The organism is Bradyrhizobium sp. MV1.5, from assembly GCF_055807615.1.
Map to the genome: position 1 here is coordinate 35,459 of NZ_JBVVPL010000018.1, position 24,764 is coordinate 60,222.

At 62.9% G+C, this 24,764-nt stretch carries 26 protein-coding genes; 6 read left to right on the forward strand and 20 right to left on the reverse strand.

Annotated features, from left to right (window positions below; genetic code table 11):
* Positions 1-33: 33 nt before the first annotated feature.
* Genes AC0L2J_RS18395 through AC0L2J_RS18410 form a run of 4 tightly spaced genes read right to left on the reverse strand, consistent with a single transcriptional unit; the run spans position 34 to position 3,030 of the window.
* Complete coding sequence (locus tag AC0L2J_RS18395; RefSeq protein ID WP_473392806.1) at positions 34-462, reverse strand: HIT family protein; 429 nt, start codon at positions 460-462, stop codon at positions 34-36.
* A gap of 52 nt (positions 463-514) precedes the next feature.
* Positions 515-1,756, reverse strand: a complete 1,242-nt coding sequence (locus AC0L2J_RS18400; RefSeq protein WP_473392810.1) for a GNAT family N-acetyltransferase — start codon at positions 1,754-1,756, stop codon at positions 515-517.
* Between the two features lie 54 nt (positions 1,757-1,810).
* A complete protein-coding gene (locus tag AC0L2J_RS18405) occupies positions 1,811-2,557 on the reverse strand; it encodes a glycerophosphodiester phosphodiesterase (RefSeq protein WP_473392814.1) in 747 nt (248 codons plus the stop codon).
* Between the two features lie 5 nt (positions 2,558-2,562).
* Positions 2,563-3,030, reverse strand: a complete 468-nt coding sequence (locus AC0L2J_RS18410) for a RidA family protein (RefSeq protein WP_007611287.1) — start codon at positions 3,028-3,030, stop codon at positions 2,563-2,565.
* A gap of 235 nt (positions 3,031-3,265) precedes the next feature.
* Between AC0L2J_RS18410 and AC0L2J_RS18415 the strand changes: the two genes are divergently transcribed.
* On the forward strand, positions 3,266-4,111 hold the full coding sequence (locus AC0L2J_RS18415; protein ID WP_007611285.1) for a cell envelope integrity EipB family protein: 846 nt from the start codon (positions 3,266-3,268) through the stop codon (positions 4,109-4,111).
* Between the two features lie 252 nt (positions 4,112-4,363).
* Positions 4,364-4,765 carry a RidA family protein gene (locus AC0L2J_RS18420; RefSeq protein WP_007611284.1) on the forward strand — a complete coding sequence of 134 codons (402 nt, stop codon included), beginning with the start codon at positions 4,364-4,366 and terminating at the stop codon, positions 4,763-4,765.
* 93 nt (positions 4,766-4,858) lie between these two features.
* Here the strand turns inward: AC0L2J_RS18420 and AC0L2J_RS18425 are convergent, their stop codons facing one another.
* Genes AC0L2J_RS18425 through AC0L2J_RS18435 form a run of 3 tightly spaced genes read right to left on the reverse strand, consistent with a single transcriptional unit; the run spans position 4,859 to position 6,863 of the window.
* On the reverse strand, positions 4,859-5,266 hold the full coding sequence (locus AC0L2J_RS18425; protein WP_473392817.1) for an ACT domain-containing protein: 408 nt from the start codon (positions 5,264-5,266) through the stop codon (positions 4,859-4,861).
* Positions 5,266-6,555 carry a DNA polymerase IV gene (locus AC0L2J_RS18430; protein ID WP_007611274.1) on the reverse strand — a complete coding sequence of 430 codons (1,290 nt, stop codon included), beginning with the start codon at positions 6,553-6,555 and terminating at the stop codon, positions 5,266-5,268. The genes AC0L2J_RS18425 and AC0L2J_RS18430 overlap by 1 nt, the downstream gene beginning before the upstream one ends.
* Positions 6,552-6,863 (reverse strand): DUF3572 domain-containing protein, encoded by a 312-nt coding sequence (locus AC0L2J_RS18435; RefSeq protein WP_007611273.1) that lies wholly within the window; start codon positions 6,861-6,863, stop codon positions 6,552-6,554. The genes AC0L2J_RS18430 and AC0L2J_RS18435 overlap by 4 nt, the downstream gene beginning before the upstream one ends.
* Positions 6,864-7,103: 240 nt before the next feature.
* Here AC0L2J_RS18435 and AC0L2J_RS18440 point away from each other — a divergent pair, with 240 nt between their 5' ends.
* Together AC0L2J_RS18440 and AC0L2J_RS18445 are read left to right on the forward strand one after the other, a co-directional pair.
* Entirely contained in the window at positions 7,104-7,469 is a 366-nt protein-coding gene (locus AC0L2J_RS18440; protein WP_007611272.1) for a response regulator, read from the forward strand.
* Positions 7,470-7,483: 14 nt separating this feature from the next.
* Positions 7,484-8,857, forward strand: coding sequence for a PleD family two-component system response regulator (locus tag AC0L2J_RS18445; RefSeq protein WP_007611271.1), 1,374 nt, complete (start codon positions 7,484-7,486; stop codon positions 8,855-8,857).
* A 243-nt stretch (positions 8,858-9,100) separates the two neighbouring features.
* On the opposite strand, the gene AC0L2J_RS18450 is transcribed toward AC0L2J_RS18445, so the two are convergent.
* The 4 genes from AC0L2J_RS18450 to AC0L2J_RS18465 all read right to left on the reverse strand — a co-directional run bounded on the left by AC0L2J_RS18450 (position 9,101) and on the right by AC0L2J_RS18465 (position 11,404).
* Positions 9,101-9,403, reverse strand: coding sequence for a hypothetical protein (locus tag AC0L2J_RS18450; protein ID WP_231170952.1), 303 nt, complete (start codon positions 9,401-9,403; stop codon positions 9,101-9,103).
* Positions 9,404-9,613: 210 nt separating this feature from the next.
* Complete coding sequence (locus tag AC0L2J_RS18455) at positions 9,614-10,279, reverse strand: hypothetical protein (protein ID WP_473392825.1); 666 nt, start codon at positions 10,277-10,279, stop codon at positions 9,614-9,616.
* Positions 10,280-10,328: 49 nt separating this feature from the next.
* Positions 10,329-10,601, reverse strand: a complete 273-nt coding sequence (locus AC0L2J_RS18460) for a hypothetical protein (RefSeq protein ID WP_007611268.1) — start codon at positions 10,599-10,601, stop codon at positions 10,329-10,331.
* 194 nt (positions 10,602-10,795) lie between these two features.
* Positions 10,796-11,404: a TetR/AcrR family transcriptional regulator gene (locus tag AC0L2J_RS18465; RefSeq protein ID WP_473392832.1), complete on the reverse strand. Its 609-nt coding sequence runs from the start codon at positions 11,402-11,404 to the stop codon at positions 10,796-10,798.
* Positions 11,405-11,533: 129 nt separating this feature from the next.
* Between AC0L2J_RS18465 and AC0L2J_RS18470 the strand changes: the two genes are divergently transcribed.
* Positions 11,534-12,772 (forward strand): MFS transporter, encoded by a 1,239-nt coding sequence (locus AC0L2J_RS18470; protein WP_473392836.1) that lies wholly within the window; start codon positions 11,534-11,536, stop codon positions 12,770-12,772.
* 112 nt (positions 12,773-12,884) lie between these two features.
* On the opposite strand, the gene arsA is transcribed toward AC0L2J_RS18470, so the two are convergent.
* From arsA to AC0L2J_RS18495, 5 genes are all read right to left on the reverse strand, one after another.
* The gene (gene arsA, locus AC0L2J_RS18475; protein WP_473392840.1) at positions 12,885-14,639 is read right to left on the reverse strand and encodes an arsenical pump-driving ATPase; all 1,755 of its coding nucleotides are present in this window, start codon (positions 14,637-14,639) and stop codon (positions 12,885-12,887) included.
* A gap of 168 nt (positions 14,640-14,807) precedes the next feature.
* Positions 14,808-15,995, reverse strand: a complete 1,188-nt coding sequence (locus tag AC0L2J_RS18480; RefSeq protein ID WP_473392843.1) for a thiolase family protein — start codon at positions 15,993-15,995, stop codon at positions 14,808-14,810.
* 270 nt (positions 15,996-16,265) lie between these two features.
* Positions 16,266-16,787 carry a DUF6789 family protein gene (locus AC0L2J_RS18485; RefSeq protein ID WP_473392845.1) on the reverse strand — a complete coding sequence of 174 codons (522 nt, stop codon included), beginning with the start codon at positions 16,785-16,787 and terminating at the stop codon, positions 16,266-16,268.
* The gene (locus AC0L2J_RS18490) at positions 16,784-17,467 is read right to left on the reverse strand and encodes a DUF6064 family protein (protein WP_473392849.1); all 684 of its coding nucleotides are present in this window, start codon (positions 17,465-17,467) and stop codon (positions 16,784-16,786) included. Before AC0L2J_RS18490 ends, AC0L2J_RS18485 begins: the two co-directional genes overlap by 4 nt.
* A 180-nt stretch (positions 17,468-17,647) precedes the next feature.
* On the reverse strand, positions 17,648-18,868 hold the full coding sequence (locus tag AC0L2J_RS18495) for an acyltransferase family protein (RefSeq protein WP_473392852.1): 1,221 nt from the start codon (positions 18,866-18,868) through the stop codon (positions 17,648-17,650).
* A 222-nt stretch (positions 18,869-19,090) separates the two neighbouring features.
* Between AC0L2J_RS18495 and AC0L2J_RS18500 the strand changes: the two genes are divergently transcribed.
* On the forward strand, positions 19,091-20,974 hold the full coding sequence (locus AC0L2J_RS18500) for a caspase family protein (RefSeq protein ID WP_473248028.1): 1,884 nt from the start codon (positions 19,091-19,093) through the stop codon (positions 20,972-20,974).
* A 64-nt stretch (positions 20,975-21,038) separates the two neighbouring features.
* Here the strand turns inward: AC0L2J_RS18500 and AC0L2J_RS18505 are convergent, their stop codons facing one another.
* The 4 genes from AC0L2J_RS18505 to AC0L2J_RS18520 all read right to left on the reverse strand — a co-directional run bounded on the left by AC0L2J_RS18505 (position 21,039) and on the right by AC0L2J_RS18520 (position 24,737).
* On the reverse strand, positions 21,039-21,707 hold the full coding sequence (locus AC0L2J_RS18505; RefSeq protein WP_007611247.1) for a helix-turn-helix domain-containing protein: 669 nt from the start codon (positions 21,705-21,707) through the stop codon (positions 21,039-21,041).
* 501 nt (positions 21,708-22,208) lie between these two features.
* Positions 22,209-22,376: a 50S ribosomal protein L33 gene (gene rpmG / locus AC0L2J_RS18510; RefSeq protein WP_007603295.1), complete on the reverse strand. Its 168-nt coding sequence runs from the start codon at positions 22,374-22,376 to the stop codon at positions 22,209-22,211.
* A gap of 124 nt (positions 22,377-22,500) precedes the next feature.
* Positions 22,501-23,826 carry an LLM class flavin-dependent oxidoreductase gene (locus tag AC0L2J_RS18515; protein ID WP_473392858.1) on the reverse strand — a complete coding sequence of 442 codons (1,326 nt, stop codon included), beginning with the start codon at positions 23,824-23,826 and terminating at the stop codon, positions 22,501-22,503.
* A gap of 161 nt (positions 23,827-23,987) precedes the next feature.
* Positions 23,988-24,737: an NUDIX hydrolase gene (locus AC0L2J_RS18520; RefSeq protein ID WP_007611242.1), complete on the reverse strand. Its 750-nt coding sequence runs from the start codon at positions 24,735-24,737 to the stop codon at positions 23,988-23,990.
* Between the last annotated feature and the right edge of the window lie 27 nt (positions 24,738-24,764).

Sequence of the window (24,764 nt, forward strand, 5' to 3'; positions counted from 1 at the left end):
CGCTCCACTCCATCCGGGCTACAGGGCTGATAGCTAGCCCGCCTTCAGCGCTGCGATCAGCTTGGTCGCGTTCTCTTCCAGCACCTTGACGTCTTCCTTGCGGCTGGCGGGCGGAAGCATCGCCACGCCATCGTGGCGCGGCATCACGTGCATGTGGAGATGAAACACCACCTGTCCGCCGGCCGCCTCGTTGAACTGCTGCACGGTGATGCCGTCGGCGTTGAACGCGGTCATCGCTGCGGCTGCGATCTTGTGCGCGCCGCGGGCGACATGGGCGTAGTCATCAGGCTTGATGTCGAGGATGTTGCGGGCAGGGGCTTTTGGAATCACCAGCGTGTGGCCAGGTACCCGCGGCATGATGTCGAGGAAGGCGAGCACGTGTTCATCCTCGTAAACCTTGTGGCAGGAGAATTCGCCGCGCAGGATCTTTGCGAAGATGTTGTTGGGGTCGTAGGCGGACATGGCGGCGGCTCCCTGGAATTTTGCGCTTACTGTCACCAGCCGCGACCAACCGTCAAGGCGCCTCGTCGGCGCCTTTGCGGAACGGGCCGAGCTCGGCCAGCTCCCGTCCGGCTTCCGCAACATAGGCGCGCTCGCGCTTGAGGTAATCGTCGATGGCGCGACGCAAGCCCGGATCGGCGATGAAGTGAGCGGAGTGGGTGGTCCGGGGCAGGTAGCCGCGTGCGATCTTGTGCTCGCCCTGCGCGCCGGCCTCGACATTCCCCAGGCCGCGTTTGATGGCGAAGTCGATCGCCTGATAATAGCAGACCTCGAAATGCAGGAAGGGATGGTGCTCGACCGCACCCCAGTTGCGGCCGAACAGCGTGTCCGAGCCGATGAAGTTGATGGCGCCCGCGATCCAGCGATCGTTGCGACGGGCCATCACCAGCAGCACGTCATCGCTCATGGTCTCGCCGATCAGCGAAAAGAATTCGCGGGTGAGGTAGGGCCGGCCCCATTTGCGCGAGCCGGTCTCCATGTAGAACATGAAAAACGCATCCCATGAGTCTTCCGTTATGTCTTTGCCTGTAAGCCAGTGGATCGTGACGCCGGCTGCCAGCGCATCGCGCCGTTCGCGCTTGATCGATTTGCGGTGGCGGGAGTTCAGCGTCGCCAGGAAATCGTCGAAACTCGCAAAGCCTTCGTTGTGCCAGTGGAACTGCTGGTCGGTGCGCTGGAGAAAGCCGTGCTGGGCGAGCAGCTTCCATTCCGCCTCGAGGGCGAAAGTGACGTGCACCGAGGAAGCCTTGCTGACTCCGCATAGCGCCACCAGCCCGCTCGCCAGGGCCTCCGTGATGCGCTCGCGGTCAACGCCCTCGCGGACCAGCAGCCGCGGTCCCGTGGCCGGCGTGAAGGGAACCGAAACCTGCAGCTTCGGATAGTACCGCCCGCCGGCGCGCTCATAGGCATCGGCCCAGCCGCGGTCGAAGACATATTCGCCTTGCGAGTGCGATTTCAGATAGCAGGGTACGACGCCGGCGACGCGACCGTCGATCTTGGCCACGAGATGCCGCGGTCCCCAGCCGGTGCGGATCGTGGCCGAACCCGATTTCTCAACGGCCGATAAAAATGCGTGGGAGACGAAGGGGTTATAGGCAGGCTTTGAGAGGCCGAGGGAATCGCCTGGAAGCCCGGATGAGGTTCCTTTGCCATGCCCGTTACAAGACTTGCCGGGATTGGCGCAGGCGTCCCAGTCGTCCGGCGATACTTCGCCAATGGAAGGTACGGCCTCGAGGGTGATTTCGGATGGTGCCATCGTGCCCAAGATCGTGCATTGCAGCAGCGACTTCAAGAGTGGGAAACATCAAGCCTACGGTACGAAGCCCTCGAAGATCATCTGATCGGCATGTTGTGCGACCCGCGTCCGCTGCTCGGTCGTACGCACGGTCCAGCCGAGCAGGGCGCAGCCGAACACATTGCGGGCGATCCAGGGGGCGGGGGCGGGCAGGTCGTCGACCCTGAAGGCGACGAAATGCGGCTGGGTCTGGAAGCCGTGGCGCAGGTACAGCATGCTGTCACGCTGCTCCGGCGTCAGGTAAGCCCAGTATTCGTCCTCGTAGCTCCGCTGCGCGACGACGCCGCGCGGGCGGGAGGGCAGCAGCTCGCGCAGCGCCAGCACCTGGTCCGGGTCGAAGGACATGCCGACGGCTGGGCCGTCATAGGACGCCAGCACCTCGGCCATGCGCTTCACCAGCTTGCGGTCGCGGTCAAAATGGCTCTTGACTTCGATCACCAGCGGCACGCGGCCGGCGACCAGGCCGCAGAGGTCGCTGAGCGACATCATCCGCTCGGCCGTGTCCTTGAACGTCAGCGCCTTCAGCTCAGTGGCGGTCTTGTCGACCAGCGGGCCGGTGGCTTCGGTGAGGCGGCCGAGCGCATGGTCGTGATGGACCATGGCCTCGCCGTCGGCGGAGAGCTGGATGTCGACCTCGATCGAGAAATTGCCCGCAATCGCGGCCTGTACCGCGCCCGGCATGTTCTCGACGATGCCACGGGAAATGTCGTGCAGGCCGCGGTGGGCGACCGGGCGGGCTGTCAGCCAATCAGGAGCGCGCATTCGCCTCAGGCGACCTCGAACACGCCTTCGACCTCGACCGCCGCATCCGCGGGCAGGGAGGCGACGCCGACGGTGGTGCGGGCATGACGGCCCTTGTCACCGAAGGCGGCGACCATCAGGTCGGAGGCGCCGTTGAGGACCTTCGGGCCGTCCAGAAAGTCCGGCGCCGAGTTGATGAACCCGCCGAGGCGCACCACACGCACGACCTTGTCGAGGTCGCCGAGCGCCGCCTTGACCTGGGCGAGCAGGTTGACGGCGCAGCCGCGGGCAGCCGCGGCGCCATCTTCGATGGTCACGCCAGCGCCGAGCTTGCCCTTGGCGATCAGCTTGCCGGCCGGATCGAAGCAAACCTGGCCCGAGACGAACAGCAGATTGCCGGTGCGCACGAACGGCACGTAATTGGCCACGGGAGTGGGGGCCTCGTGCAGCTTGATACCCTGTTCCGCCAGCTTCTGCTCGACCGTTCCCGCCATGTCCGACCTCGTTGTCCAAAAATCCATCCGCCGGGGCAGATCCGTCGCAGCCCCGGCGGGCCCTGTTTCGCCCATCGTGCCGCCACATGCAAGCAACCGTCGGGGGTGGCAATTTGTTGAGGCAGGGCAGGAGGTTCAACCCAGGGGCCCCAACTTTACGTGAAACGGCCTCAGTTGCGACGCAATGGAACGGTCATTAAAATGTCGAATCTGCGCTTTCCCCAAGGGACCAGACATGCTGCACCTTTTCCGGACTTCGCTCGGTGTGACGGCGCTCGCGGCGGCCGCTCTCGGCCCCGGAGGCGGGGCGCTGGCCGCGAACGGTCCGTTTCTCGCGCATCAGGCGCTCTATGATTTGAGCCTGGTGAAATCGCGCTCCAATTCGATCAACAGCGCGCGCGGCCGCATCCTCTACAATTTCACGGGAAGTTCGTGCGAGGGCTACACCTCCGAATTCCGCCAGGTCTCCGAGCTCGACAGCGGCGAGGGCAAGGTCACGCTCAGCGACCTCCGCTCCAATTCCTGGGAGGACGCCGGCGGCAAAAGCTACCGCTTCAAGATCGAGACGCGGATGAATGAGGCGGATGCCGGCCGGGTCGACGGCTCGGCCGAGCGCGACGGCGACCACATCAACGTCAAGCTGAAGCTGCCGGCGCCGAAGAGTTTCACGCTCGACGGCAAGATCGTGTTTCCGACCGAACAGATCCAGCGCATCATTGCCGCCGCGAAGGACGGCAAGTCGCTGCTCGAGCTCTCCGTCTATGATGGCTCCGACGATGGCCAGAAGGTCTACAACACGCTGACCGTGATCGGCCAGCCGATCCCGGCCGAGCGCGAAGGTTCGCCCGATCCCTCAACGTCCGATGAGCACATGAAGTCGCTCAAGCGCTGGCCCGTCACTGTCAGCTATTTCGACCGTGAGGCCCAGCAGAAGGAAGGCGAGCAGACGCCGGTCTACGCGATGGCGTTCGAGCTCTACGAGAACGGCGTCTCGCGCCAGCTCGTGCTCGATTACAACGATTTTGTGATTTCCGGCGCGATGGGCAAGTTCGACGCGAAGGACAGCAAGCCCTGCAATTGAGGGGTCCGCTGGGTGCCTCGCTCTCCACCATCACCGTCACCCTGAGGTGGCCGCTTCTTCAGCGGCCCTCGAAGGGCGACGGCCCGGCTGCAACGGCGGGGCCGTACATCCTTCGAGGCTTCCCATGCGCCGCTTCGCGCCGCATGGCGCGCACCTCAGGATGACGGTGAATAGGTGTTGCGCGTCGCATCTAGCTCTTGGCGCGCTCTGCGGCTACGCTCCTCCCAACCACAAATATCCGGGAGGCTCATCATGCCCAAGCTCGATCATCTTCGCCCCAGCGGCCTGCATCACAATCCCGCCTATTCGCATGTCGTCACCGCCACGGGGGCGCGGACGATCTACATCTCCGGTCAGGTGTCGGTGGACGAGGAAGGGCGGATCGTCGGTGAGGGCGACATCGCCGCGCAAACCACGCAGGTGATGCAGAATCTCGGGCACGCGCTGAAAGCAGCCGGGGCGAGCTACGCCAACATCGTGAAGATCACGACCTTCGTTGTGAACTACAAGCCGGAGCTGCGCCCGATCATCGGCAAGGCCCGCTCGGCCTTCTTCGAAGGGGTGGAGCCGCCGGCGAGCACACTGGTCGGGGTCTCGGCGCTCGCCGCGCCGGAATGGATGATCGAGATCGAGGCGGTGGCGGTCGCGGATTGAGATCTTTCCCGTAGCCCGGATGGAGCGAAAGCGTAATCCGGGAAGCTGCGTCCGCAGATGCACTGTCCCGGATTGCGCTGCGCTCCATCCGGGCTACACCTCTCTCGTGCGCGACATCTCCTGCAGAAGAACCATCGCTTTGTCTGCCCTGTCAGCCGGCACAAACAGATGATCGTGGTGGAACGCCGAAACGGCGTTCGCGCTAATGCCGGCTGCGGCGAGACGTGCCGTGATCGCCGCCAGAAAGCCCACCGCATCGAGTGCGGAGTGAACCGTTAGGGCAATCAGGCGCGAGGCGAACGCATAGCTTAGGCCGGCCGCTTCGGCCTCTTCGCGCGGGATCACCAGCGTCGTTCCTTCCTGCTCGCGGAACGTCAGCAAAGGGCTGAGCGCCGCGGGAATCGGCTGGTCTGCCGGGATGGTGCAGAATACGAAGATGCCCGGCCGCACCTCCGGCTTCATGTGTCTCAGCAGTGCGTCGAGGTCGCGTTCGCCTGTCATCACTCCTGCGCCTTTTCCGGCCCCTCATATGCGATGCCGCGGATCACTGCGGCGCTGCCGAATTTCTTGCGCAAGCTGTCCACCGCGCGCTCGGCATGGGCGGCGCGGCGGTCGAGCATGTCGGTGTCGTCGGCGACTGAACCCTCGCGCAATGCGCTGACGCCGGCGCCCATCAGGCGGAAGGCGGTGCCGTCGATCTCTTTCGCCAGCATCTCGCGGCAGATCGAGAAGATCTTTGCGGCAAGCTGCGTCGGGGCCGTGATCGACTGCGAGCGGGTGCGTTGGCGGAAATCGGCGGTCTTCAGCTTCAACGTGACGGTCAGGCCGGCAAGCTCGCTGCTCTTGAGGCGAGATGACGTCTTCTCGCAGAGCCGCCACAGGATCTTCTCCAGCGTCGCGAAGTCGCGGATGTTGGTCTCGAACGTCGTCTCGCTCGAAATCGTCTTGGCGCCCCGATCAGGCTCGACGCGGCGGTCGTCGATGCCGCGCGCGAGCCGCCACAGCCTGCGGCCGTCGCTCGGGAACTGCCGCATCATCTCGATCTCGTCGGCCTTCTGCAGGTCGGCGATGATGCGGAAGCCGCGTTGCACCAGACGCTCCTGCGTTGCGGGCCCAACGCCGAAAATGAAACCGACCGGCTTCTCGGCCAGCATCGAACGAGCTTCCTCCTGGTCAAGCGCGGCAAACCCGCGCGGCTTGTCGAGGTCGGAGGCGATCTTGGCCAGGAACTTGTTGCAGGAGAGGCCGACCGAGACGCTGATGCCGATGTCGCGCTCGATGTCGCGGGCGAACCGCGCAAGCACCTTGGCCGGGATCATGCCGTGCACCCGCTCGGTGCCGGAGAGATCGAGGAAGGCCTCGTCGATCGAGAGCGGCTCGACCAGTGGCGTCAGCGCCTGCATGGCCTGGCGCACCTCGCGCCCGACCCGGACATATTTCGCAATGTCCGGCGGGATCACGGCCGCATGCGGGCAGGCTTCCAGCGCCTTGTACATCGGCATGGCCGAGCGCACGCCGTAGGTGCGCGCGATGTAGCAGGCGGCCGACACCACGCCGCGCTTGCCCCCGCCGATGATGACGGGCTTGTCGGCGATGTCGGGATTGTCGCGCTTCTCGACGGTCGCGTAGAAGGCGTCGCAGTCGATATGGGCGATGGTCAGGCTTGCAAGCGCACGGTGGCGGGCGAGGCGGGGGGAACCGCAGGCGGAACAGCGCCGCACGCCCATATCCAGATCGGCCGAACAATCCCGGCAGAAGCAGCGGGGCCCGGCCGTCTCCAGGGAGGTCACGGCACGTCGCGCTCCCAATGGGGGTCGCCGAGCGCGTCGCCGAGAACCTGCCGCGCTGCGGCAACATTGGTCGGATGCAGTTCCGCAGCGCTGGCAAAGGCCTTCACAGTGGCGTCGTCGCGCATCACGAAATCGAGCACGCTGAGCAGGAAATTGGGGTCCGAGGCGGCCTTGCGCAGCATCTCCGGGCCGACCCCTGTCTCGGCCAGGAACAGGCCCAGCCGCTCCGGTTCGCCCGCGACGAAGGACAGCGCCTGAAGCGCAACGATTTCAGCGACTTCGCGCGGGTTGTGAACAGGCTTTTTCACGTGGCCGGTTTGCCTTTCCGTTAACTTTCGGTGTCTACTTTGGGCCACCATGCCCGAGTCTCGTTCGTGAGTCTTGCGACCCCCGACAAGCAACTGGAAACCACATCGCAGAAAGTCGGCCCTCGGGTTTAACGAAACTCAAGCGAATTCGAGGCTAGTTTGAATCCAGTTTTCGAAGCGCCGGCGACCGGCGCCTGAGGCGTCACATGCATCGGTCTGCGGACCAATCAGGAGGGCGGGATGGCTAAGACCGTCCTGATCGTGGAAGACAACGAGCTCAACATGAAGCTCTTCCGCGACCTGTTGGAGGCGCACGGCTACCAGACCACCGGCACCAGCAACGGCTACGAGGCGCTCGACCTCGTTCGCAAGATGCGGCCCGACCTCGTGCTGATGGATATCCAATTGCCGCAGGTCTCGGGCCTGGAGGTGACGCGCTGGATCAAGGACGATCCGGAGCTCCGCAATATTCCCGTCGTCGCCGTCACCGCGTTCGCGATGAAGGGCGACGAAGAGCGCATCCGCGAGGGCGGCTGCGAGGCCTATTTGTCCAAGCCGATCTCGGTCGGCAAATTCATTGAGACGGTCCGACGTTTCATCGGATAGGAAGTGAGTTCACAGTGTCCGCGCGTATCCTCGTCGTCGACGACGTTCCTGCCAACGTCAAGCTGCTCGAAGCCCGCCTGTCCGCCGAATATTTCGACGTGATGACCGCCGCGAACGGCACCGAGGCGCTGGCGATCTGCGCCCGCGCCGAATGCGACATCATCCTGCTCGACGTCATGATGCCGGACATGGACGGTTTCGAGGTCTGCCGCCGCCTCAAGACCAATCCGGCCACGCATCACATTCCCGTCGTGATGGTCACCGCGCTCGACAGCCCGTCCGACCGCAACCGCGGGCTGGAAGCCGGCGCCGACGATTTCCTGACGAAACCCGTCTCCGACGTCGTGCTGATCGCGCGCGTGCGCTCGCTGACCCGGCTGAAGATGATGACGGACGAGCTGCGCATGCGCGCCATCACCTCGCTTGAGATCGGCATGCAGGCGCCTGAGCGCAGTGCAATCTCCGACACCGGCAAGGGCGGCCGCATCCTGCTGGTCGACGACCGCCAGTCCTCCTATGAGCGGCTGGCGACGATCCTCGCCGCCGAGCACACCATCGACGTCGAGCCGAACCCGACGGAGGCGCTGTTCCATGCCGCCGAAGGCAATTACGATCTGCTGATCGTCTCGCTCGACCTCAACAATTTCGACGGCCTTCGGCTGTGCAGCCAGGCGCGCTCGCTGGAGCGCACGCGGCATGTGCCGATCCTGGCGATCGCCGACCCCGAGAACGCGACGCGGCTGCTGCGTGGGCTGGAGATCGGCGTCAACGACTATCTGCTGCGTCCCATCGACAAGATCGAGCTGCTGGCGCGTGCCCGCACCCAGATCCGCCGCCGCCGCTACACCGACCATCTGCGCGACAATGTGCAGAACTCGATCGAGATGGCGATCACGGATGCGCTCACCGGGCTGCACAATCGCCGCTACATGGAGAGCCATCTCGCCACGCTGGCCGAGCAGGCCGCGACCCGCGGCAAGCCGCTGGCCCTGATGATCCTGGACATCGACTACTTCAAGTCGATCAACGACAATTACGGCCACGATGCCGGCGACGACGTGCTGCGCGAATTCGCCGTGCGGGTGCGCAAGTCGATCCGCGGCATCGACCTTGCCTGCCGCTATGGCGGCGAGGAATTCGTCATCGTGATGCCCGAGACCGATCTCCACGTCGCCGGCATGGTCGCCGAGCGCCTGCGCCGCTCGATCGCCGGCGAGCCCTTTGCGATCCACAAGGGCACCAAGCGCATCGAGGTCACGATCTCGATCGGCCTGACCACGCTGGAGCAGAAGGGCGAGGCGGTTGGCGACGTCCTCAAGCGCGCCGACACAGCGCTGTATCGCGCCAAGCACGACGGCCGCAATCGCGTGGTGTCGCACGCAGCGTGAGGCCGCTCGCACAGGCCGGCGCAAAAAGCGCGAAAACAACCCCATGCACAGTAGCCGACGCTAGCTAAATCAATGGCTTACGCGCCTTGCAAAACGGCTGATGCAGACAGCAATGCCGTTTGACTCGTCGGGCAAAACAGGAGCATGCTGCTAGCATCACGAACATCCTACGATCTTCGCTGTCATCGCGCAGGCGAGGAATCCGGCACGCCATGGCGAACAAGCGGGCGTCCACCCTTCAAGTCAGGGAGGATACGGCTCCGACCATTCTGCCTTGGCCAGGGCCGCGCCCGTGCTGGACTTTGCGATGATCTCGTAAGTGTACAGGCCGGAATTGCAGGGGCCCCAGGTTCGTAAGCTCTCCGGCTTCACGATGTTATCCGAGGGAAATGGGATCTCCTGGCCGCCCATCTCGTAGTTCTTCTCTCTGCGAAACTTGACGACGATCGTGCGCGTGCCGGGCGGAACACTTTTCAACTTGATTTCGGGATTTGGAAAGACGGTGGTGCAGGGCCGCGGAGGTCCAAACGTGAATTGGATCTTCATCTCGTCAGCCGCGGCCGGGGTGCAGATGATCGGGAATGAAATTAGCAGCAACGACGAAAATCTAATCATGGGCACGCCCCAAAAAGAAACCAGTGTATCGGCAGGGCCGCCTGATGCCAAGTTTACCCGTTTCTCGCTCTCGCAGCCCTCTTCGGGACGTCACAAAAAGGCCCGCCGTAGCGGGCCCTGTGGAGATGGAGAAAGTCCGGGTCACTTCTGATCGACGTTGCTGGTCCCCGAACCGGGTGTGCCGATCGGCAAGCCGTTCGCCGCATGACCGACGCCAACGCCCGGCGCACTGACCGCTCCTGGAGTTTGATCGTGTGGAAGCGTCTTGATCCCCGTTCTTGCTTGTTCCGCGGGGCTCATCTGGCCCCTGTTGTCGCTGTTGGCACCGTTGGTTGCCGTGATGCCGGACCTGTCGCTTCCGTTTGGCGTGCCCGTCTGTGTCGACCCGGACGCCGTGCCGCTCGTGCCCGAGCTGCCCGGTGCGGCCGGTGTGCTCGCGGTATTCCCGTTCGGCGTCGGGGGCTGAACGTTCGGGTTGACTGGAGAGTTGTTCGTGTGAGCACCGGTCGAGGTTCCGTTTGTGCCCATGCCGGATGGCGCCGAGGGGCCTCCATTGGCGGCGCCAGACGTGCCAGTGCCTGCGCCTGAGCTGGCAGATGATCCGGACCCGCCGCCGCTCGCGGCCGCGCCACCTGCGCCTCCGCCACCACCACCTCCGCCGCCGCCGCCGCCTTGTGCGAAGACGGGAGCGGCAACAGCGAAGGACAGTGCGGCTGTAAGAAGAAGCGATTTTCGATTCATGACCTTCTCCGGTGTAAAGAAGGTCAACGACGCCGAAATGGCGATTGTTCCTTTCAGTTCGGTCATGCAGGTGACCGCTCCCGGATTTCCGAGAGCGGCTGTTTCGTGTGGCTTGTCAGGCAGCCTTTTCCTTGAGTTCGAAGTCCATGGTCCATGTCGATTTTCCCGGCTGCGTGCGGAATATCCATATCGTCACGCTCGAACCGGGCGGGATGACGATGCTGTCCCCTTCGTGCATCGTGAACTGCCGGATGTTGCTTTCGGTCGCCCAAATCGAATGAGAATAAACGTCCTTGTCGCTGGTCTTTGTGCAGGCCAGAACTCCTCCGTTCATAACGGCGCGGGTGGCGGTCTGGCTGACGGACGAGTCCATGTGGATGGTAGGCATCGTGGCAATCTCCAAGGGAATGAAAAAACGCCAGATGCTCCCTTAGGTTGTGGCTGGCTGTCAAGCGTCACGTGACGCCCTGTCCGCTCCCTTCAGGCGATCGAAGGTGAAGCGCGGCAAACGGACGTTGGAATGCGTGCTCGCCGATCCGGACTTCTTGCCGCGGGTCGATGGGGTTCTGATCTTGCCGCGCTTCAGGGATGCCGGGCCGGCCGCTTGCCTGACTTCACCGCAGCCTCATCCCCTACATCCACCCCGGCATTCCGCAGCAACACCTTCGCCGCTTCCTTCGCGGCACGCGCCATGGCTGGGTCGTCGCGGACGAGGTCCTGCGCGATCGAGCCGTCGACCAGCAGCACGAGCTGCGTTGCGAGCGCCTCCGCGTTCGTCACGCCAAGCTCGTTCAGGCGGTCGCGAAACCAGACGCGGCGGCTTTCCTTGAAGGCGATGGCGATCTTCTTCACGGCGCGGTCTGCCGGGCCAAGCTCGGCGACCGCATTCACGAACGGGCAGCCGCGAAAGTCTTTTGCGGCGAAGCGGCGCTCCAGCGAATCGAAGGTGGCGAGGATCTGCTCGGCCGGGGGCTTGTCGGAGGGGCGGGGCTGCACGAAGCGGCGCTCGAGATAGGCCGCGATCAGCGCGTCCTTGGAGGGGAAGTGGTTGTAGAGCGTGCGCTTGGAGATGCCGATCTCGGCCGCGATGGTGTCGACGCCGATGGCGCGAATGCCCTGCAGATAGAACAGCTTGTCGGCGGTCTCGAGGATCCGCTCTTTCATCGTCTGTGGGGCGGGCGGGGGAGCCATGCGGCGGTGAATGTCCTGTTGGCTTGACAGCGCACGCCAACCATAGCCTAAGTACACAGGTCTGTGTAACCAAAATCAACTGATATTGCAGACGACGGCGCTCGCGCCGCGCCCCCAAGGGAGACAAAAATGCCCCTGTTGCAGGTTCTGCGCCCGACATTGCCCATCCTGATCGGCGCCTCGATCATGCTGACGCTGAGCATGGGGCTGCGGCAGAGCCTCGGCATCTTCATGCAGCCGCTGACCCACGACATCCATCTGTCGATCTCCGATTTCACGCTGGCGCTGGCCGTGCAAAACCTCGCCTGGGGCTTTCTCCAGCCGCTCGCCGGCGCGATGACCACGCGCTACGGCTTCCGTCCGATCATGATCGCTGGCTCCTTCATGTACATCGCGGGCCTGGTGCTGATGGCAACCGCGAGCGGTCTCGTCGCCATCATGATCGGCGCCGGTGTGCTGATCGGGACGTCGCTGGCCTGCACCGCGGCGGCGATCGCAATGTCGGTGGCGGCGCGCGCCGTGCCCGCGACGGTGCGTTCCACCGTGCTCGGCATCGTCTCCGGCGCGGGCTCGCTCGGCGCACTGCTGTCGGCGCCGATCGGGCAGATGCTCAACGAGGGCTTTGGCTGGCGCGTTGGGCTGGCCGGCTTCGTGGTGATGTCGGTGCTGATGATCCCCGCGGCCTGGTATGCCGGACGCGTCGACGCGGTCCCGCTGCCGAAGCCCGCGACTGACGAGATCGTCGATGCCACGGCCATGATCGCGGCGAAGACCGCATTCGGCAACGCGTCGTTCGTGGTGATGACCTGCGCCTATCTCGTCTGCGGCATGCAGCTCGTGTTCCTCACGACGCACCTGCCGTCCTATCTCGCGATCTGCGGCCTCGATCCGATGCTGAGCGCGCAGACGCTCGGCATGATCGGCGGCTTCAACGTGCTGGGCTCGCTGTTCTTCGGCTGGGCCGGCCAGCGCTGGAACAAGCTCGCGCTGCTCGGCGGCATCTACATCTTCCGCTCACTCGCGCTGGCCTGGTACTTCATGCTGCCGGCGACGCCGGCCTCGACCTTGCTGTTCGGCGCGATCATGGGCTTCCTCTGGATGGGTGTGGGACCGCTGGTCGCGGGCGCTGTCGCCGAGATGTTCGGCCTGCGCTGGCAGGCGATGATCCAGGGCCTCGCCTTCATGAGCCACCAGATCGGCAGCTTTCTCGGTGCGTATGGAGGAGGCGTGCTCTACGACGCGCTCGGCTCCTATACGATGGCTTGGCGCATCGGCGTCGCGCTGGGGCTGGCCGGCGGCATCGTGCAGGTGGCGTTCGCGCTGATCCGTCCGTCGCAACCGCCGGCGCCGGTGTTGCGGACGGCGTAGGCGAGCCGTGTCTTCAGTGGTGCAGGCTTTCGGGAGCCGAATCGAAGTCGCACGGCTTTGTTGTCATTGGGGGCTTCAGGCCGAAGCGGTGGTCATCACCCGCGAGCAAGCTTCATGACAGGGTTCGAAGCTCTTCGACACCGACCGGCGGTTTGCTTCGCCAGTCGACGATGAAGGCACGTTTTGCGAGCCCATTCTGAACGCGAGCTATCTGCGTCCGCTCCGCAGCGAGCCGAAGCCGCAACAGGGGATCGCGTGTCCCCGAGACGGTGAGGCTTTTATTGATGACCCAGCCATATGGTTCGACTTCGGCACGCCGCAAGTCATCCTGAAGGGAGGCGGCCTCGGAAACCGGCGTCGTCTCCGGCAGCGTCACCAGAATGACCTTTGTGTGGGTTGGGTCCTGCAGTCTCATCAGGGGGGTAACGATACGTCCCGGACCGCTCGTCGCAAGTTGGCTCGTCATCTGGCGATGATAGGCTCCGGTGGCGTCCAGCAGGAGCAGCGTATGGCCCGTCGGCGCCGTATCGAGCACCACGAAGGCGCTCCGGGCCTCCGCAACGACGTGCGAGAAGGCATGGAAAACAGCGACCTCCTCGGTACACGGCGAAGCAAGATCCTCCAGCAGAAGAGCCTTACCCTGCGCGTCGAGGTCACGGCCACGATTCGCCATGATTTTCGCGATATAGCGCTCCGTCTCGGCCCGGGGGTCGATCCGGTCGACCGTCAGACCTGGCATCACGCCATCGACGACGAAACTGACGTGAGCTGCGGGATCGGTCGTGCTGAGATGGACGGCGTGACCCCGCTTCGCCAATCCCACCGCGATGGCGGCAGCAATCGTCGTCTTTCCGACGCCGCCCTTGCCCATCACCATGATGAGGCCACGCTTGCCCTGCGCGATGTCATCGACCAACCGGTCCAGGCCCGGCAAGTCGACCGGTTCTGTGTTTGACTCGCTGGATAGAACCGATGGCTGATTGGTGGGCGACAGGAGCGCCCTTAGAGCGGTCAGGCCGACGATGTCGAAGCCAAGCAAAGGAATCTCGTCTCGTGGCAGTTTCGCGAGCGACGCCGGCATTGCGGCCAGCGCCTCGTCCTGGTCCCGCTCAAGGGCAACTGCAACGACATCAGTCGGGTCCGTGGCGTGGAAGCGCCCGTTCACCACGAGGGCCTGATTCGAGAGATTGAGCGCATCAAGTTCGCCCGATGTCCTCGCCGCCTCGCGGACGGCGCCTCGATCGGCACGGGTGACCAAGATGATGGTGGTCTGCCTGGCATCGCCCAGGGCCTGGAGCGCCTTTCGAAAGCGGTCCTCCTGCATCTTCAGACCTGAATGCGGCCCGAGGCAGGACGCGCCCCGATCATTGTCCTTGAGAAAGCCCGTCCATGCCTTGGGCAGGCTAAGGAGCCGCAGCGTGTGACCGGTCGGAGCGGTATCGAATATGATGCGATCGAACCCAGCCACATCGCCGTCGAGCAGTCCCACGAACTCGTCAAAGGCGGCTATTTCGGTGGTGCAGGCGCCGGAGAGCTGCTCACGCACAGTCGATCGCTCGCCGGTGGTAACTTCGGGTCCGAGCTGTTCGAGGACTCGGCTACGATAGTTTTCGGCAGCTGCCTCGGGATCGATATTCATCGCCGAGAGTCCGGTCACGTTTGGCACCGGCGTAGGGCGATCGGTCAAAGTGACTGCGAGCATCTCGTCGAGGTTCGATGCAGGGTCGGTGCTGACGATGAGAACGCGCAGTCCACGGTCGGCGAGGTCAACGGCCGTGGCGCACGCAAGAGAGGTTTTGCCGACGCCGCCCTTTCCGGTGAAAAACAGATACGGGGTTGGGGCGGTCAGCGCGCGAAAGTGCGGCATCGTAGGTTCTCCTGGGGCTGTCGCGGTCATGCGACGGATTTTCGCCTGGTCCAGGTGCCGCGATGAGCACTGCGTTCGAGATGATTCATCGGCTCAACGCTTCCGGCATGCCGGACGACCGCCGCGCCCAGGCAGCTCATATCTTCTTTTTTTTTCGCGAAGACGCGCTCAATTCATCGATTCAAGCGCAAGCGCGATTCCCTGGCCGCCGCCGATGCAAAGAGTGACAATACCCTTTTTGACACCATCGCGTTTCATAGAATGCAGCAGTCGAGTGGTAAGCACCGCGCCGGAGGCACCGATCGGATGACCATGCGCGATCGCGCCGCCCTCCACATTGACGATGCTGGCTTCGAGGCCCAGATCCTTCGCAACCGCAATTGCGATCGCCGCGAACGCCTCGTTGATTTCGATGCGCTGGATGTCCGAGTTTTTCCAGCCGGCCCGTTCGAGTGCCTGCTTTACCGCCGGAACCGGCCCCAATCCGAACATGCCGGGTTCGACGGCGCCGATTCCGTAGGCGACCAGGCGCGCCATCGGCGCCAGGCCCTTCTTGTCGGCCCAAGCGCGATCGGCCACGATCATCGCCGCCGCGCCGGTGTTGAGCCCGGGCGCGTTGCCGGCTGTAATGGTGCCATCTTTACGGAACGCCGGCTTCAGCTTTCCGAGGCTTTCCATCGTGGTATCGGGCCGGTTGTGCTCGTCCTTGTCGAATTTTGTCGGACCCTTGCGGGACGCAATTTCGACCGCCACGATTTCCGCGGCAAATTTGCCACCAGCCTGTGCCGCAGAAAAGCGCCGCTGTGAGCGTTCGGCCCAACGGTCCTGCTCTTCGCCGGTGATCTGATGTGAGGCCGCGAGATCTTCCGTATGCCATCCGGAATGTTGACCGGAGAAAGCGTCATTAAGACCATCCATCAGCATCGCATCGAATATCTTCGCGTCACCCATGCGATAGCCCCAGCGCCCGGAGCCCATGAGATACGGGGCACGGTCCATGTTCTCCATGCCGCCGGCAATCGCGCTGTCTATGAATCCGAGCATCACCTCCTGAGCAGCACTCGCAATCGCCTGCGCACCCGAACCGCAGACTCGGTTGACCGTCAGCGCCGGAACACTAACCGGAACGCCGCCATTGATGGCCGCTTGCCGGGCTGGGTTCATCTTGTTGCCGGCCTGAATGACGTTGCCCATGACGATAGTGCCGACATCGCCGGGAGACAGTTTCGCGCGTTCAAGCGTAGCACGGATTGCCACGGCACCAAGATCGACCGCAGGTAGATCCTTCAGCGCGCCGCCATACGTGCCGATCGCTGTACGCACGGGTGAGCAGATCACGACTTCCTTATTGGCCATCAGTCATCTCCGATTCTGAAGCCGCACCGCTTGCGATGGGATATCGGCCAGTACTTAGTAACAGCGTTCGCCGGGGAGTTTGTTGAGATGAATCAACGGACGTAGAAAACAGCCCGCGAATTAACGACCATGGGCCTCTCTCTGCGTGAGGCGCTACAGAACTATTCCGAGGAATGTCGTTTGTTGCGTCCGAAGCCGGCATTGCAGTAGCCTGCGCTCACGTTGTTGTTTGACCGAGAACGGAATTGCCTGATCTCATATTTAAACGAGTCAGGAATTGAGCGCGTCGTAAACCATGCCCAAGGTGACGCTGTAAGTCAGGATCATCGCCAGCGAGAACAGTGCCGGCGAAATGCCAAGTCCGACCTGGAATGCGAATATACCGAGGCCGATCAAGGGAAAGAACACCATCCCCATGATCGCCCATCCGAGTACGCCGTATGCCATTCCTTTGATCGCACCGATATTACCTGGCAGCCATCGATAGAGATATCCAAAGGCGAGACCGACGAAGGTTGAGCCATTCAGGAATGAAAGTAGCCAAGGTACTACGGGATGGATCGCAGTTCCGGTCACATGGCTCAGCGTCGTCTGGAGACTTTCGTAAGGCTCGAAAGACGGAAGTAGTCCAGCCCAGGACTTGAAGTACATCAGCAGCGAATGCGTGATGCTTCCACACAGCCCTGCAACAACTGACTTCCAAATCCCATTGCCTGAAGGCCTGCTAGGTCGCCCGTTCTCACGAGGAGTCTTCCAAATGGGCGCGCGGTCGCTGCTGCTGGTCGCGATCATGGACGCAATTCGATTAAGAGCGCCCCGGCCTCGCCAGCTACGGCAGGTGCATGTCGGTTCCCGACGACGACGATCGGAACGGCAATGAAGCCGCTAATCAGAAGCAGCCAATCCTGCCGAACGTCCAGGAAGATAGCTGCGCTCCCACCGATGATTGACCAGATGAAGGGGATCACCAGGAGCCAGTATGAGAAGCGGTCGGTCGTCATAAGTAAAAGACCGAAGGTGAAGATGGTAACAGGGCAAGGAGCTACACCGAACATCGGTAACGTCGGCCAAGAATGCCCCGCTGCAATTCCGATCATCGGATAGATGAGAGATGCGTAGAGAATAAACCCCGCGCCGATCACCGCTCGAAGCCCGAAACTCATCGCGAAGCGAAGTCGGCCGCGGACGACACCCGTGTAGAGCAGTGCCACGCCCTCTATGACGAACAAGGTGCCAAAGGCGAACGCGGCCTTGTTTACCGAGGAGAAGAAGACGCCGTGATAGAAAATGCCGGTGCTCAGCCACATCAATCCGAGGACGGCTGAGACAACGCGATCAGAGGCGCGGCCTTTCCAGAGAACGGCGGCGACGGCGATGGCGCCAAGCGCATAGGCAATAATTTGCGCGGGCCAGATCGCCGTATTGTAGGCCGCGAAGACGCTGAGGAACTGCTCAAGCGTGAAGGGAAGCATGGTGCACTCCTGCCCGATCGTTTGAGCGTAGAGGACTGCGTTGCTTCGCTGCTTGATGAGGATCAACGTCCCTCGGGGTCAGCTCGCGGCCGAGGGGCGACATGGAGGCTGTCCGTCGCAGCCGCCGACACCGGTGCTGCGGATGGCCTTGCGGCCAGCAGAGCTCTTGTGAGAGCGCGGCTAGGACGCCGCGACCGTCACCTTGACCGAGACGGGCAGCGGAGGGCGCAGCCCTCGAGCCAACGCCGGACGTCTCGATTTAGGCTGTCTCTCCGGCAGCTTTCCGAAATACGCGACGGTCAGTGTCAGCGCGCTTCTGACGGCGGGCTCGACCTTCGCACAAATGAACCAGCAGACCAGAACAAGCATGCCCAACGCGACCCATACGGCCGAGGTGGCCTCCCAACCGGCATCGACCAGGGCACGAATGATTGCCGTGCCAATGACGTTGTGGGTGAGATAGAGCGGATAGGTGATCAGTCCGAGCGTTCTCAAATAGGCTGGCGTCTTGGGGGACGCGATGCCCGCAGAATGCCTGTGCCGATTCGCGGCGAGGGCAATGAGGAGTACCGCAGCCGCCCAAACCGCGATCGGCACAAGGGCTGATTGATCCGAGATGGCGGGGATGGACGTCAAGAAGAACGAGGCGAAAAAGTAGATTTCCGCTGCGCCCGAAAGACAGGTGATGGCGATTGCGAGCTGTTCGAGCGCCGTCAATTGTCTGTTCGCGGAAATGAACAGCCAGATCCCCAGCGCAAAGAAGCAGCCATGCGACAACAGGAATGCTGCGCACGGCACCCGAAACATCAGGATGACAAGATAGGGCAAGTCGGATGGCGTCGTGCATGACAGCACGAGCAGCGCGACGGCATTGAAGATTGCGCTGTAGATGGTGAGGCCCCAGGCCAGGTGCCGCAGGGTGACCTTCTTCGTGAGCATCGCGCAGAACACGAGACCATAAAATGCCGTCTCGGCCGCTAGCGTCCAGTAGACCTCGTCGAGCCACTGTCCCGTGACTCCCTTGGGAACCATCAGCATCGCGTGAATGTAGGGCAGAACGAGTTCGGATGCCGGTCCGCTCCCGAAGATAAAAAGAACGAGGAAGGTCGCGGTGGCGCAAACCCAAACCGCCGGATAAATCCGGAGTGCGCGACCAAGAAGAAACTCGCCCGGCGAAGATGTGCTTGCAGAATTCGCGATGACGAAGCCGGAAATGACAAAGAAGATTTCAACGCCGACCCAGCCGAACCATGTGAAGGGCGCGGCGGACGGGTAGAGAACATCGGCGGCGACGGTGCGTTCGAAACCCGGGACGCCAATCGACACCCAGGCCCAGGACCAGAACATCTGGTGAAACATGGCGACGCCGAGGGCGGCAGCGAAGCGCAGCGGATCCAGCAACGGCAAATGGCTCTTCACGGGAATGGACCGGGTTCATGCAACGATCCCGCTGGAGGTATTGAATTGCTCCATCAAGCTCTTTGAGATGGGTCACACTTGCTTCCTCGCGCTCCAGTCCATTGCCGTCGCAGGTCGGATTGTTGCGTGATGGGCGTCACAGAGCCGGAACTTGCCTTTTGGCAGGCTCCGCCTAGGCTGCGCATACTGCTATCTGGGGCTGTCATGAGCGCGTTTCGCTGGCTTTTATCGTGTCTTTTCATCGGACTGTCCTGCGGCTCAGCACAAGCCGAGCGCCGCGTCGCGCTGGTGATCGGAAACTCCGCCTACAAGAGCGTGCCGAAGCTTGCCAATCCGGCGAACGATGCCGCCCTGGTCGGTGGCATGTTCAAGAAGGCGGGGTTCGACTGGATCGACGTCAGGGCCGATCTCAATGCCTCCGCGATGCGAAAGGCTCTGCGCGATTTCGGCGGACGGGCGCGAGACGCCGAGGTCGCCGTCATCTATTACGCCGGTCACGGCATCGAGCTCGACGGGACCAATTACCTGATCCCGACCGATGCCACTCTGGAGACCGACAGCGACGTTCTCGACGAGACCGTGGGGCTTGATCGTGCGCTGTTCGCGGTCGAGCCCGCGAAGCAGCTTCGGCTTATCATTCTCGATGCCTGCCGCGACAATCCGTTTGCCAAGACCATGAAGAGGACTGTTGCTGCACGCGCTATCGGCCGCGGTCTCGCCAAGATCGAGCCGACCAGTCCGAATACGATGATTGCATTCGCCGCGAAGGCGGGGTCAACGGCTTCGGATGGCGATTCCAGGAACAGCCCATTCGCTGCAGCGCTTGTCGAGCGCTTGCCGACACCGGGCCTCGACTTGCGCAAGGCGTTCGGATTCGTCCGCGACGATGTATTGAAAAACACCGGCTACAAGCAGGAACCCTATGTCTACGGCTCGCTCGGCGGCGAAGATGTCTCGCTCGTCCCCGCAAAGCCGGTCGTTGCCGGACCGCAGGCAAACCCCGACAGCGAGATCCGGCGCGACTATGAATTGGCGCTCCAGCTCGGCACTCGCGATGTGTGGGCCGCCTTTCTCAACCGATATCCAAGCGGGTTCTACACCGACTTGGCCAAGGCCCAGCTGAATCGGATTGCTGCCGAGGATGCGCGTGCTGCGGCCGCAGAGAAGGCTCGGCAAGCCGAAGAAGAGAAGGCCCGGCTCATCGTCGACCGAGCCAAGAAGGGCGAGCAGGACAAGGCGGCAGCCGCCGCCAAGGCGGCCGAGGATGCCCGGCTCGCCGCCGAGAAGGCCAAGCAAGTCGAGGAAGCCAAGGCGGCCGCAGCCGAGCAGCGGAGGAAGGAGGCCGAGGCGGCAGCTGCGACGGCGCTCGCCGACAAGCTCAGGGCCGAGAAGGCCCTCGCCGACAAGCTCGCGAGCGACAAGGCCGTTGCCGAACTGGTCGGGAAGCAGGCGGCCGAGAAACAAGGCTCTACCGCCGCGGAGGAGAAGATCGCAGCTGTAACACCTTCTTCGATCGTGCCAGCGATGTCACCGCAGGAAGTGACAAGACTGGTGCAGTCAGAACTCCGCCGCGTCGGTTGTCTGGCAGCCTCGGCGGATGGCGACTGGAACGCTTCGTCACAGCGCTCCCTGACGCTGTTCAACAAGCATGCGGGGACCAAACTAGACACCAAGCTCGCGAGCTTCGATGCGCTGGATGCCATCAAGGCGAAGTCAGGCCGGGTTTGTCCGCTGGTTTGCGATCAAGGTTTCAGAGCAGAGGGGGATGCTTGTACGAAGATTGTCTGCAAGAGCGGCCTTGAGCTCCAGGAGGATGGAAGTTGCACGCGGCCCAAGAGCGGAGCGACAGCCCGATCTTCGCCGGCGGACGCCGCAGGCACGAATGCGAAACCGCAACGATCGATTCCGTCCGTCGATTTTTCGTCCGGTCGCAAACTCCCCGGAGAGCCGCCGGACGGGTCAATTCCAACCGGTGCGCGAATGATCGTCCAAAGCAGCGCTTGCGGTCGCGGACAGGTGCTGGAGCTGATCGGAGGATCTGTCGCTCACGGCGTTCGTCGCCAGAAGCGATGCATTTCAGCTAATTGATCGCAGCGGCCCCGCAATGGTCAGTCGCGTGAGACCCCAGGGAGACCAAATGCATCAATTCCGCTCATTGATCGAACTCGGTCAATTTTGCTCGATCTCGCAATATGATTTGTCGCTGGGACTGCCCGATGAAGCTGAGAATGTCACGGTCCCTGAGTTGTGACAGGGCACGTGACACCGTTTCCAGCGTCAGCCCCAGATAGTCCGCGATATCGCGACGGTTCATGGGAAGGCTCATCACTCCGGCCGCAGTCAAGCGGACGTCCATTTCGATCAAGAAAGCCGCGACTTTCTCGATTGCCGTTTTCCTCCCGAGTAACAGCATGTGAGTTTCGGCATGTTGAAGGCTGCCCGTGACGAGCCTGAGCACATTGTTCGTCGCGGTCGCACTGCCACACTTCTGTTCGACGACATTCTGGCGATCGGTCAGCCGGACAATCGTTTCGACAATCGCCTCAGCGGTAAATCGGTGAGCTGAACCGTTCTCGACGCCGAAGATATCACCGGGTAGATGAAAGGCCATGATCTGTCGCCGACCGTCAGCCAACAATTTATAGCTCCGAACCGCTCCGCTCTTGACCTGGTAAAGATATTGGATCGGCTCCGCTTCTCCGAAGATCTCGGTGCCGCGTCGATACTTGAATTCGCTGCAAAACACCGCGTGCCCGGCGAGCGCATTCAGTTCGCTCGAGCTTGGCCGTTGAGGCACAATTTGTTGCTTTCTTACGAGCATCGTTCCTCCCCCGCGTTTTGCGGAACCCAACTGAGGGTATGGGAAAAAGCGGCAGGCAAGGTTGAGAAAGATCAAGTTCAATGTGATGAGCGCAGCGGTACGGAAGCAAGGCGACAAAGGCCGCCAGCTCTTGGGTGCGCTGGCGGCTCAATTGGGGGAAGTCGCTGGGTTCGCTAGGCACTGTTTTGGTTTAATGATCCGCCGGCAGACCATGTTGATCTGAATCGAGTTAAGCCCTTGCCGCAATGATCACGGGCGGAGGCGTAAACCAAGATGCCTGTGGTGGTTCAGATTTTTGAGTTCGCGGCCAACGCACGTCCGCTCGAAGATGTGCCGCAAAGCCGGGACCACGTCTCCGTATTGCGCTATGTAGCTTCTGGGTTCGGTTCTGCGCAGCCGCGCAAGGGCCCTGCAGCGCGTCCGGGACACGAGAGGATGGGGCGCATAATGAAACGGGGCCCGAAAGGGCCCCGCAAAAGTCTTCTACGTTCCGCGATCTTCTTACTTGATCTTGGCTTCGCGGAATTCGACGTGCTTGCGCGCGACGGGATCGTACTTCTTCTTGACCAGCTTGTCGGTCATGGTGCGCGAATTCTTCTTGGCGACGTAGTAGAAGCCGGTGTCGGCCGAGGACACGAGCTTGACCTTGATGGTGACCGCTTTGGCCATGTTCAGAACCTCAGGAATGAAGGGAATCTGGAGCCGGCCAAATGGCCCGCGTTGGCCGGCAACCTAGCCAGAAACGGCCTGATGTCAAGATTTTAGGGCTCGAAAAGCACCCAAATCGGCCCGATCAGGCCTCGAAGAACCGGTTTTTAGGCCGCGGCAGGCCGAGATTCTCCCTCAAAGTGGGCCCTTCGTACTCTTTCCGGAAAATCCCGCGGCGCTGCAGCTCCGGGACCACCTTGTCGACGAAATCGTCGAGGCCGGCGGGCAGGAACGGGAACATGATGTTGAAGCCGTCGGAGCCGCGCCCGACCAGCCATTCCTCCATCTGGTCGGCGATGGTTTTGGCCGTGCCGACGAAGGATAGCCCGCCATAGCCGCCGACGCGCTGGGCGAGCTGGCGCACCGTGAGCTTGTCGCGCGCGGCGAGGTCGACCATCCGTTGGCGGCCGCTCTTGCTGGCGTTGGTTTCGGGGATTTCGGGAAGCGGTCCATCCGGATCGAAGCCGGAGGCATCCGTGCCGAGGATGACCGAGAGCGAGGCGATGGCGCTGTCGTAATGCACGCGGCTGTCGAGCAGCGCACGCTTCTCCCTGGCCTCGTCGACGCTGTCGCCGACCACGACGAAGGCGCCGGGGAGAATCTTGAGGTGTTCGGGATCGCGGCCGACCTTCTCCATGCGGCCCTTGATGTCGGCATAGAGTTTCTGGCTGTCGGCAAGGCTGCCGCCGCCGGTGAAGACTGCTTCCGCGGTCTCTGCAGCGAGCTGCCTGCCGTCCTCGGAGGCGCCGGCCTGCACGATCACCGGCCAGCCCTGGACCGGGCGGGCGATGTTGAGGGGGCCGCGCACTTTCAGATATTTGCCGTGATGGTCGAGCACATGCATCTTCGCGGGATCGACGAACACGCCGCTTTCGACATCGCGCACGAAGGCGTCGTCGGCAAAGGAATCCCACAGGCCCGTGACGACGTCGTAGAACTCGCGGGCGCGCTTGTAGCGCTCGGCGTGCTCCATGTGGTCGTCGAGGCCGAAATTCAGTGCCGCATCCGGGTTCGAGGTGGTGACGATGTTCCAGCCCGCACGTCCGCCGCTGAGATGGTCGAGCGAGGCGAAGCGCCGCGCGACGTGATAGGGCTCGTCGAACGTGGTCGAGCCCGTCGCGACCAGGCCAATCCGCCCGGTCACGGCCGACAGCGCCGACAGCAGCGTGAACGGCTCGAACGAGGTGACCGTGTGGCTGCGCTTGAGCGCATTGACCGGCATGTTCAGCACGGCGAGGTGATCGGCCATGAAGAAGGCGTCGAACTTGCCGGCCTCGAGCTTCTGGATCAGCGTCTTGATGTGGCCGAAGTTGAAATTGGCGTCCGGCCAGGCCCCGGGATAGCGCCAGGCGCCGGTGTGGATGCTGATCGGGCGCATGAACGCGCCAAGCTTGAGTTGCCGTTGTGCCATCGCCCGGTGTCCGTTCTTGGTGTCGTTCCGGAAGACATAGGCATGCCGCGGAACTCCGCCATCGGGGAAGGCGGGAAGATTATTTTGTTTTTGAGTGGCCGCTCAGCACATTCCCGTCATTCCCGGGGCGCGCGCGCCAACGCGCGAGCCGGAGGGACGGATCAGCTCAAAATATCCTTCTGCATCTTGCCGCCGTAGAAATGGAAGAACGGCACCGGCGCATCGTGGCGGAGCGGGCCGGTGGCGAGGCGCGCGTCGAGTTCGTTGAGCACGTTGCGCGTCATCGGATGCAGATCGGCGAGCGGCTTTGAGCCGAGCTCGACCCAGACCAGCTCGACCAGCTCGGCATCGGCATGGATGACGCCGTCGACGCGATGGGCGATCGCGGAGGCGTCCGCCGTGAAGAAGCGCGTGTCGAAGCGCTTGACGCGACCGGGCGGGGTGATCGCGCGCGCGATCAGGAACAGGCTGGACGGGTCGGGCAGCAGGCCCGCATCCGCGAACGGCCTCCAGGCGCCTTCGAGCTTGGCCTTCACCTCGGCTTTGCGCCCGAGGCAGAGACCGGTCTCCTCGCAGGCCTCGCGGATCGCGGCAATCGCCAGCGACTTCGCGCGCGAGGCGGGCGTCTTCGGACTGCCCTTGGCGAGATTGGCTTCAAGCTCGGCGGTGACGGGCGCCGCGCACGGCACGCGATAATCGTCCTTGTCGACGCGGCCGCCGGGGAAGACGAACTTTCCGGGCATGAACACCACGTTGTCGTGGCGCTTGCCGACCAGCACTTTTGGAATGGCTCCGCTGCGATCGACCAGGATCAGTGTCGCGGCATCTTTCGGGCGGAAATAGGGATGGTGATCGGCTTCCTTGCCCTCGTGGATCTTGGCCTTGTCGGCTGTCTGCGACGTATCCGTCATGTCCTCACCCAAACCACTTCTTGCTTA

Excerpts from the sequence above, each read along its gene's own strand:
- AC0L2J_RS18490 (WP_473392849.1), bottom strand. The coding sequence starts at position 17,467 with ATGCTTCCCTTCACGCTTGAGCAGTTCCTCAGCGTCTTCGCGGCCTAC.
- AC0L2J_RS18425 (WP_473392817.1), bottom strand. The coding sequence starts at position 5,266 with ATGACAGGCGAACGCGACCTCGACGCACTGCTGAGACACATGAAGCCG.
- AC0L2J_RS18500 (WP_473248028.1), top strand. The coding sequence starts at position 19,091 with ATGAGCGCGTTTCGCTGGCTTTTATCGTGTCTTTTCATCGGACTGTCC.
- AC0L2J_RS18450 (WP_231170952.1), bottom strand. The coding sequence starts at position 9,403 with ATGAAGATCCAATTCACGTTTGGACCTCCGCGGCCCTGCACCACCGTC.
- AC0L2J_RS18405 (WP_473392814.1), bottom strand. The coding sequence starts at position 2,557 with ATGCGCGCTCCTGATTGGCTGACAGCCCGCCCGGTCGCCCACCGCGGC.
- AC0L2J_RS18420 (WP_007611284.1), top strand. The coding sequence starts at position 4,364 with ATGCCCAAGCTCGATCATCTTCGCCCCAGCGGCCTGCATCACAATCCC.
- AC0L2J_RS18485 (WP_473392845.1), bottom strand. The coding sequence starts at position 16,787 with ATGATCGCGACCAGCAGCAGCGACCGCGCGCCCATTTGGAAGACTCCT.
- AC0L2J_RS18480 (WP_473392843.1), bottom strand. The coding sequence starts at position 15,995 with ATGGCCAATAAGGAAGTCGTGATCTGCTCACCCGTGCGTACAGCGATC.
- AC0L2J_RS18440 (WP_007611272.1), top strand. The coding sequence starts at position 7,104 with ATGGCTAAGACCGTCCTGATCGTGGAAGACAACGAGCTCAACATGAAG.
- AC0L2J_RS18465 (WP_473392832.1), bottom strand. The coding sequence starts at position 11,404 with ATGGCTCCCCCGCCCGCCCCACAGACGATGAAAGAGCGGATCCTCGAG.
- AC0L2J_RS18470 (WP_473392836.1), top strand. The coding sequence starts at position 11,534 with ATGCCCCTGTTGCAGGTTCTGCGCCCGACATTGCCCATCCTGATCGGC.
- AC0L2J_RS18410 (WP_007611287.1), bottom strand. The coding sequence starts at position 3,030 with ATGGCGGGAACGGTCGAGCAGAAGCTGGCGGAACAGGGTATCAAGCTG.
- AC0L2J_RS18400 (WP_473392810.1), bottom strand. The coding sequence starts at position 1,756 with ATGGCACCATCCGAAATCACCCTCGAGGCCGTACCTTCCATTGGCGAA.
- AC0L2J_RS18505 (WP_007611247.1), bottom strand. The coding sequence starts at position 21,707 with ATGCTCGTAAGAAAGCAACAAATTGTGCCTCAACGGCCAAGCTCGAGC.
- AC0L2J_RS18415 (WP_007611285.1), top strand. The coding sequence starts at position 3,266 with ATGCTGCACCTTTTCCGGACTTCGCTCGGTGTGACGGCGCTCGCGGCG.
- AC0L2J_RS18520 (WP_007611242.1), bottom strand. The coding sequence starts at position 24,737 with ATGACGGATACGTCGCAGACAGCCGACAAGGCCAAGATCCACGAGGGC.
- AC0L2J_RS18455 (WP_473392825.1), bottom strand. The coding sequence starts at position 10,279 with ATGACCGAACTGAAAGGAACAATCGCCATTTCGGCGTCGTTGACCTTC.
- arsA (WP_473392840.1), bottom strand. The coding sequence starts at position 14,639 with ATGCCGCACTTTCGCGCGCTGACCGCCCCAACCCCGTATCTGTTTTTC.
- rpmG (WP_007603295.1), bottom strand. The coding sequence starts at position 22,376 with ATGGCCAAAGCGGTCACCATCAAGGTCAAGCTCGTGTCCTCGGCCGAC.
- AC0L2J_RS18395 (WP_473392806.1), bottom strand. The coding sequence starts at position 462 with ATGTCCGCCTACGACCCCAACAACATCTTCGCAAAGATCCTGCGCGGC.
- AC0L2J_RS18460 (WP_007611268.1), bottom strand. The coding sequence starts at position 10,601 with ATGCCTACCATCCACATGGACTCGTCCGTCAGCCAGACCGCCACCCGC.
- AC0L2J_RS18515 (WP_473392858.1), bottom strand. The coding sequence starts at position 23,826 with ATGGCACAACGGCAACTCAAGCTTGGCGCGTTCATGCGCCCGATCAGC.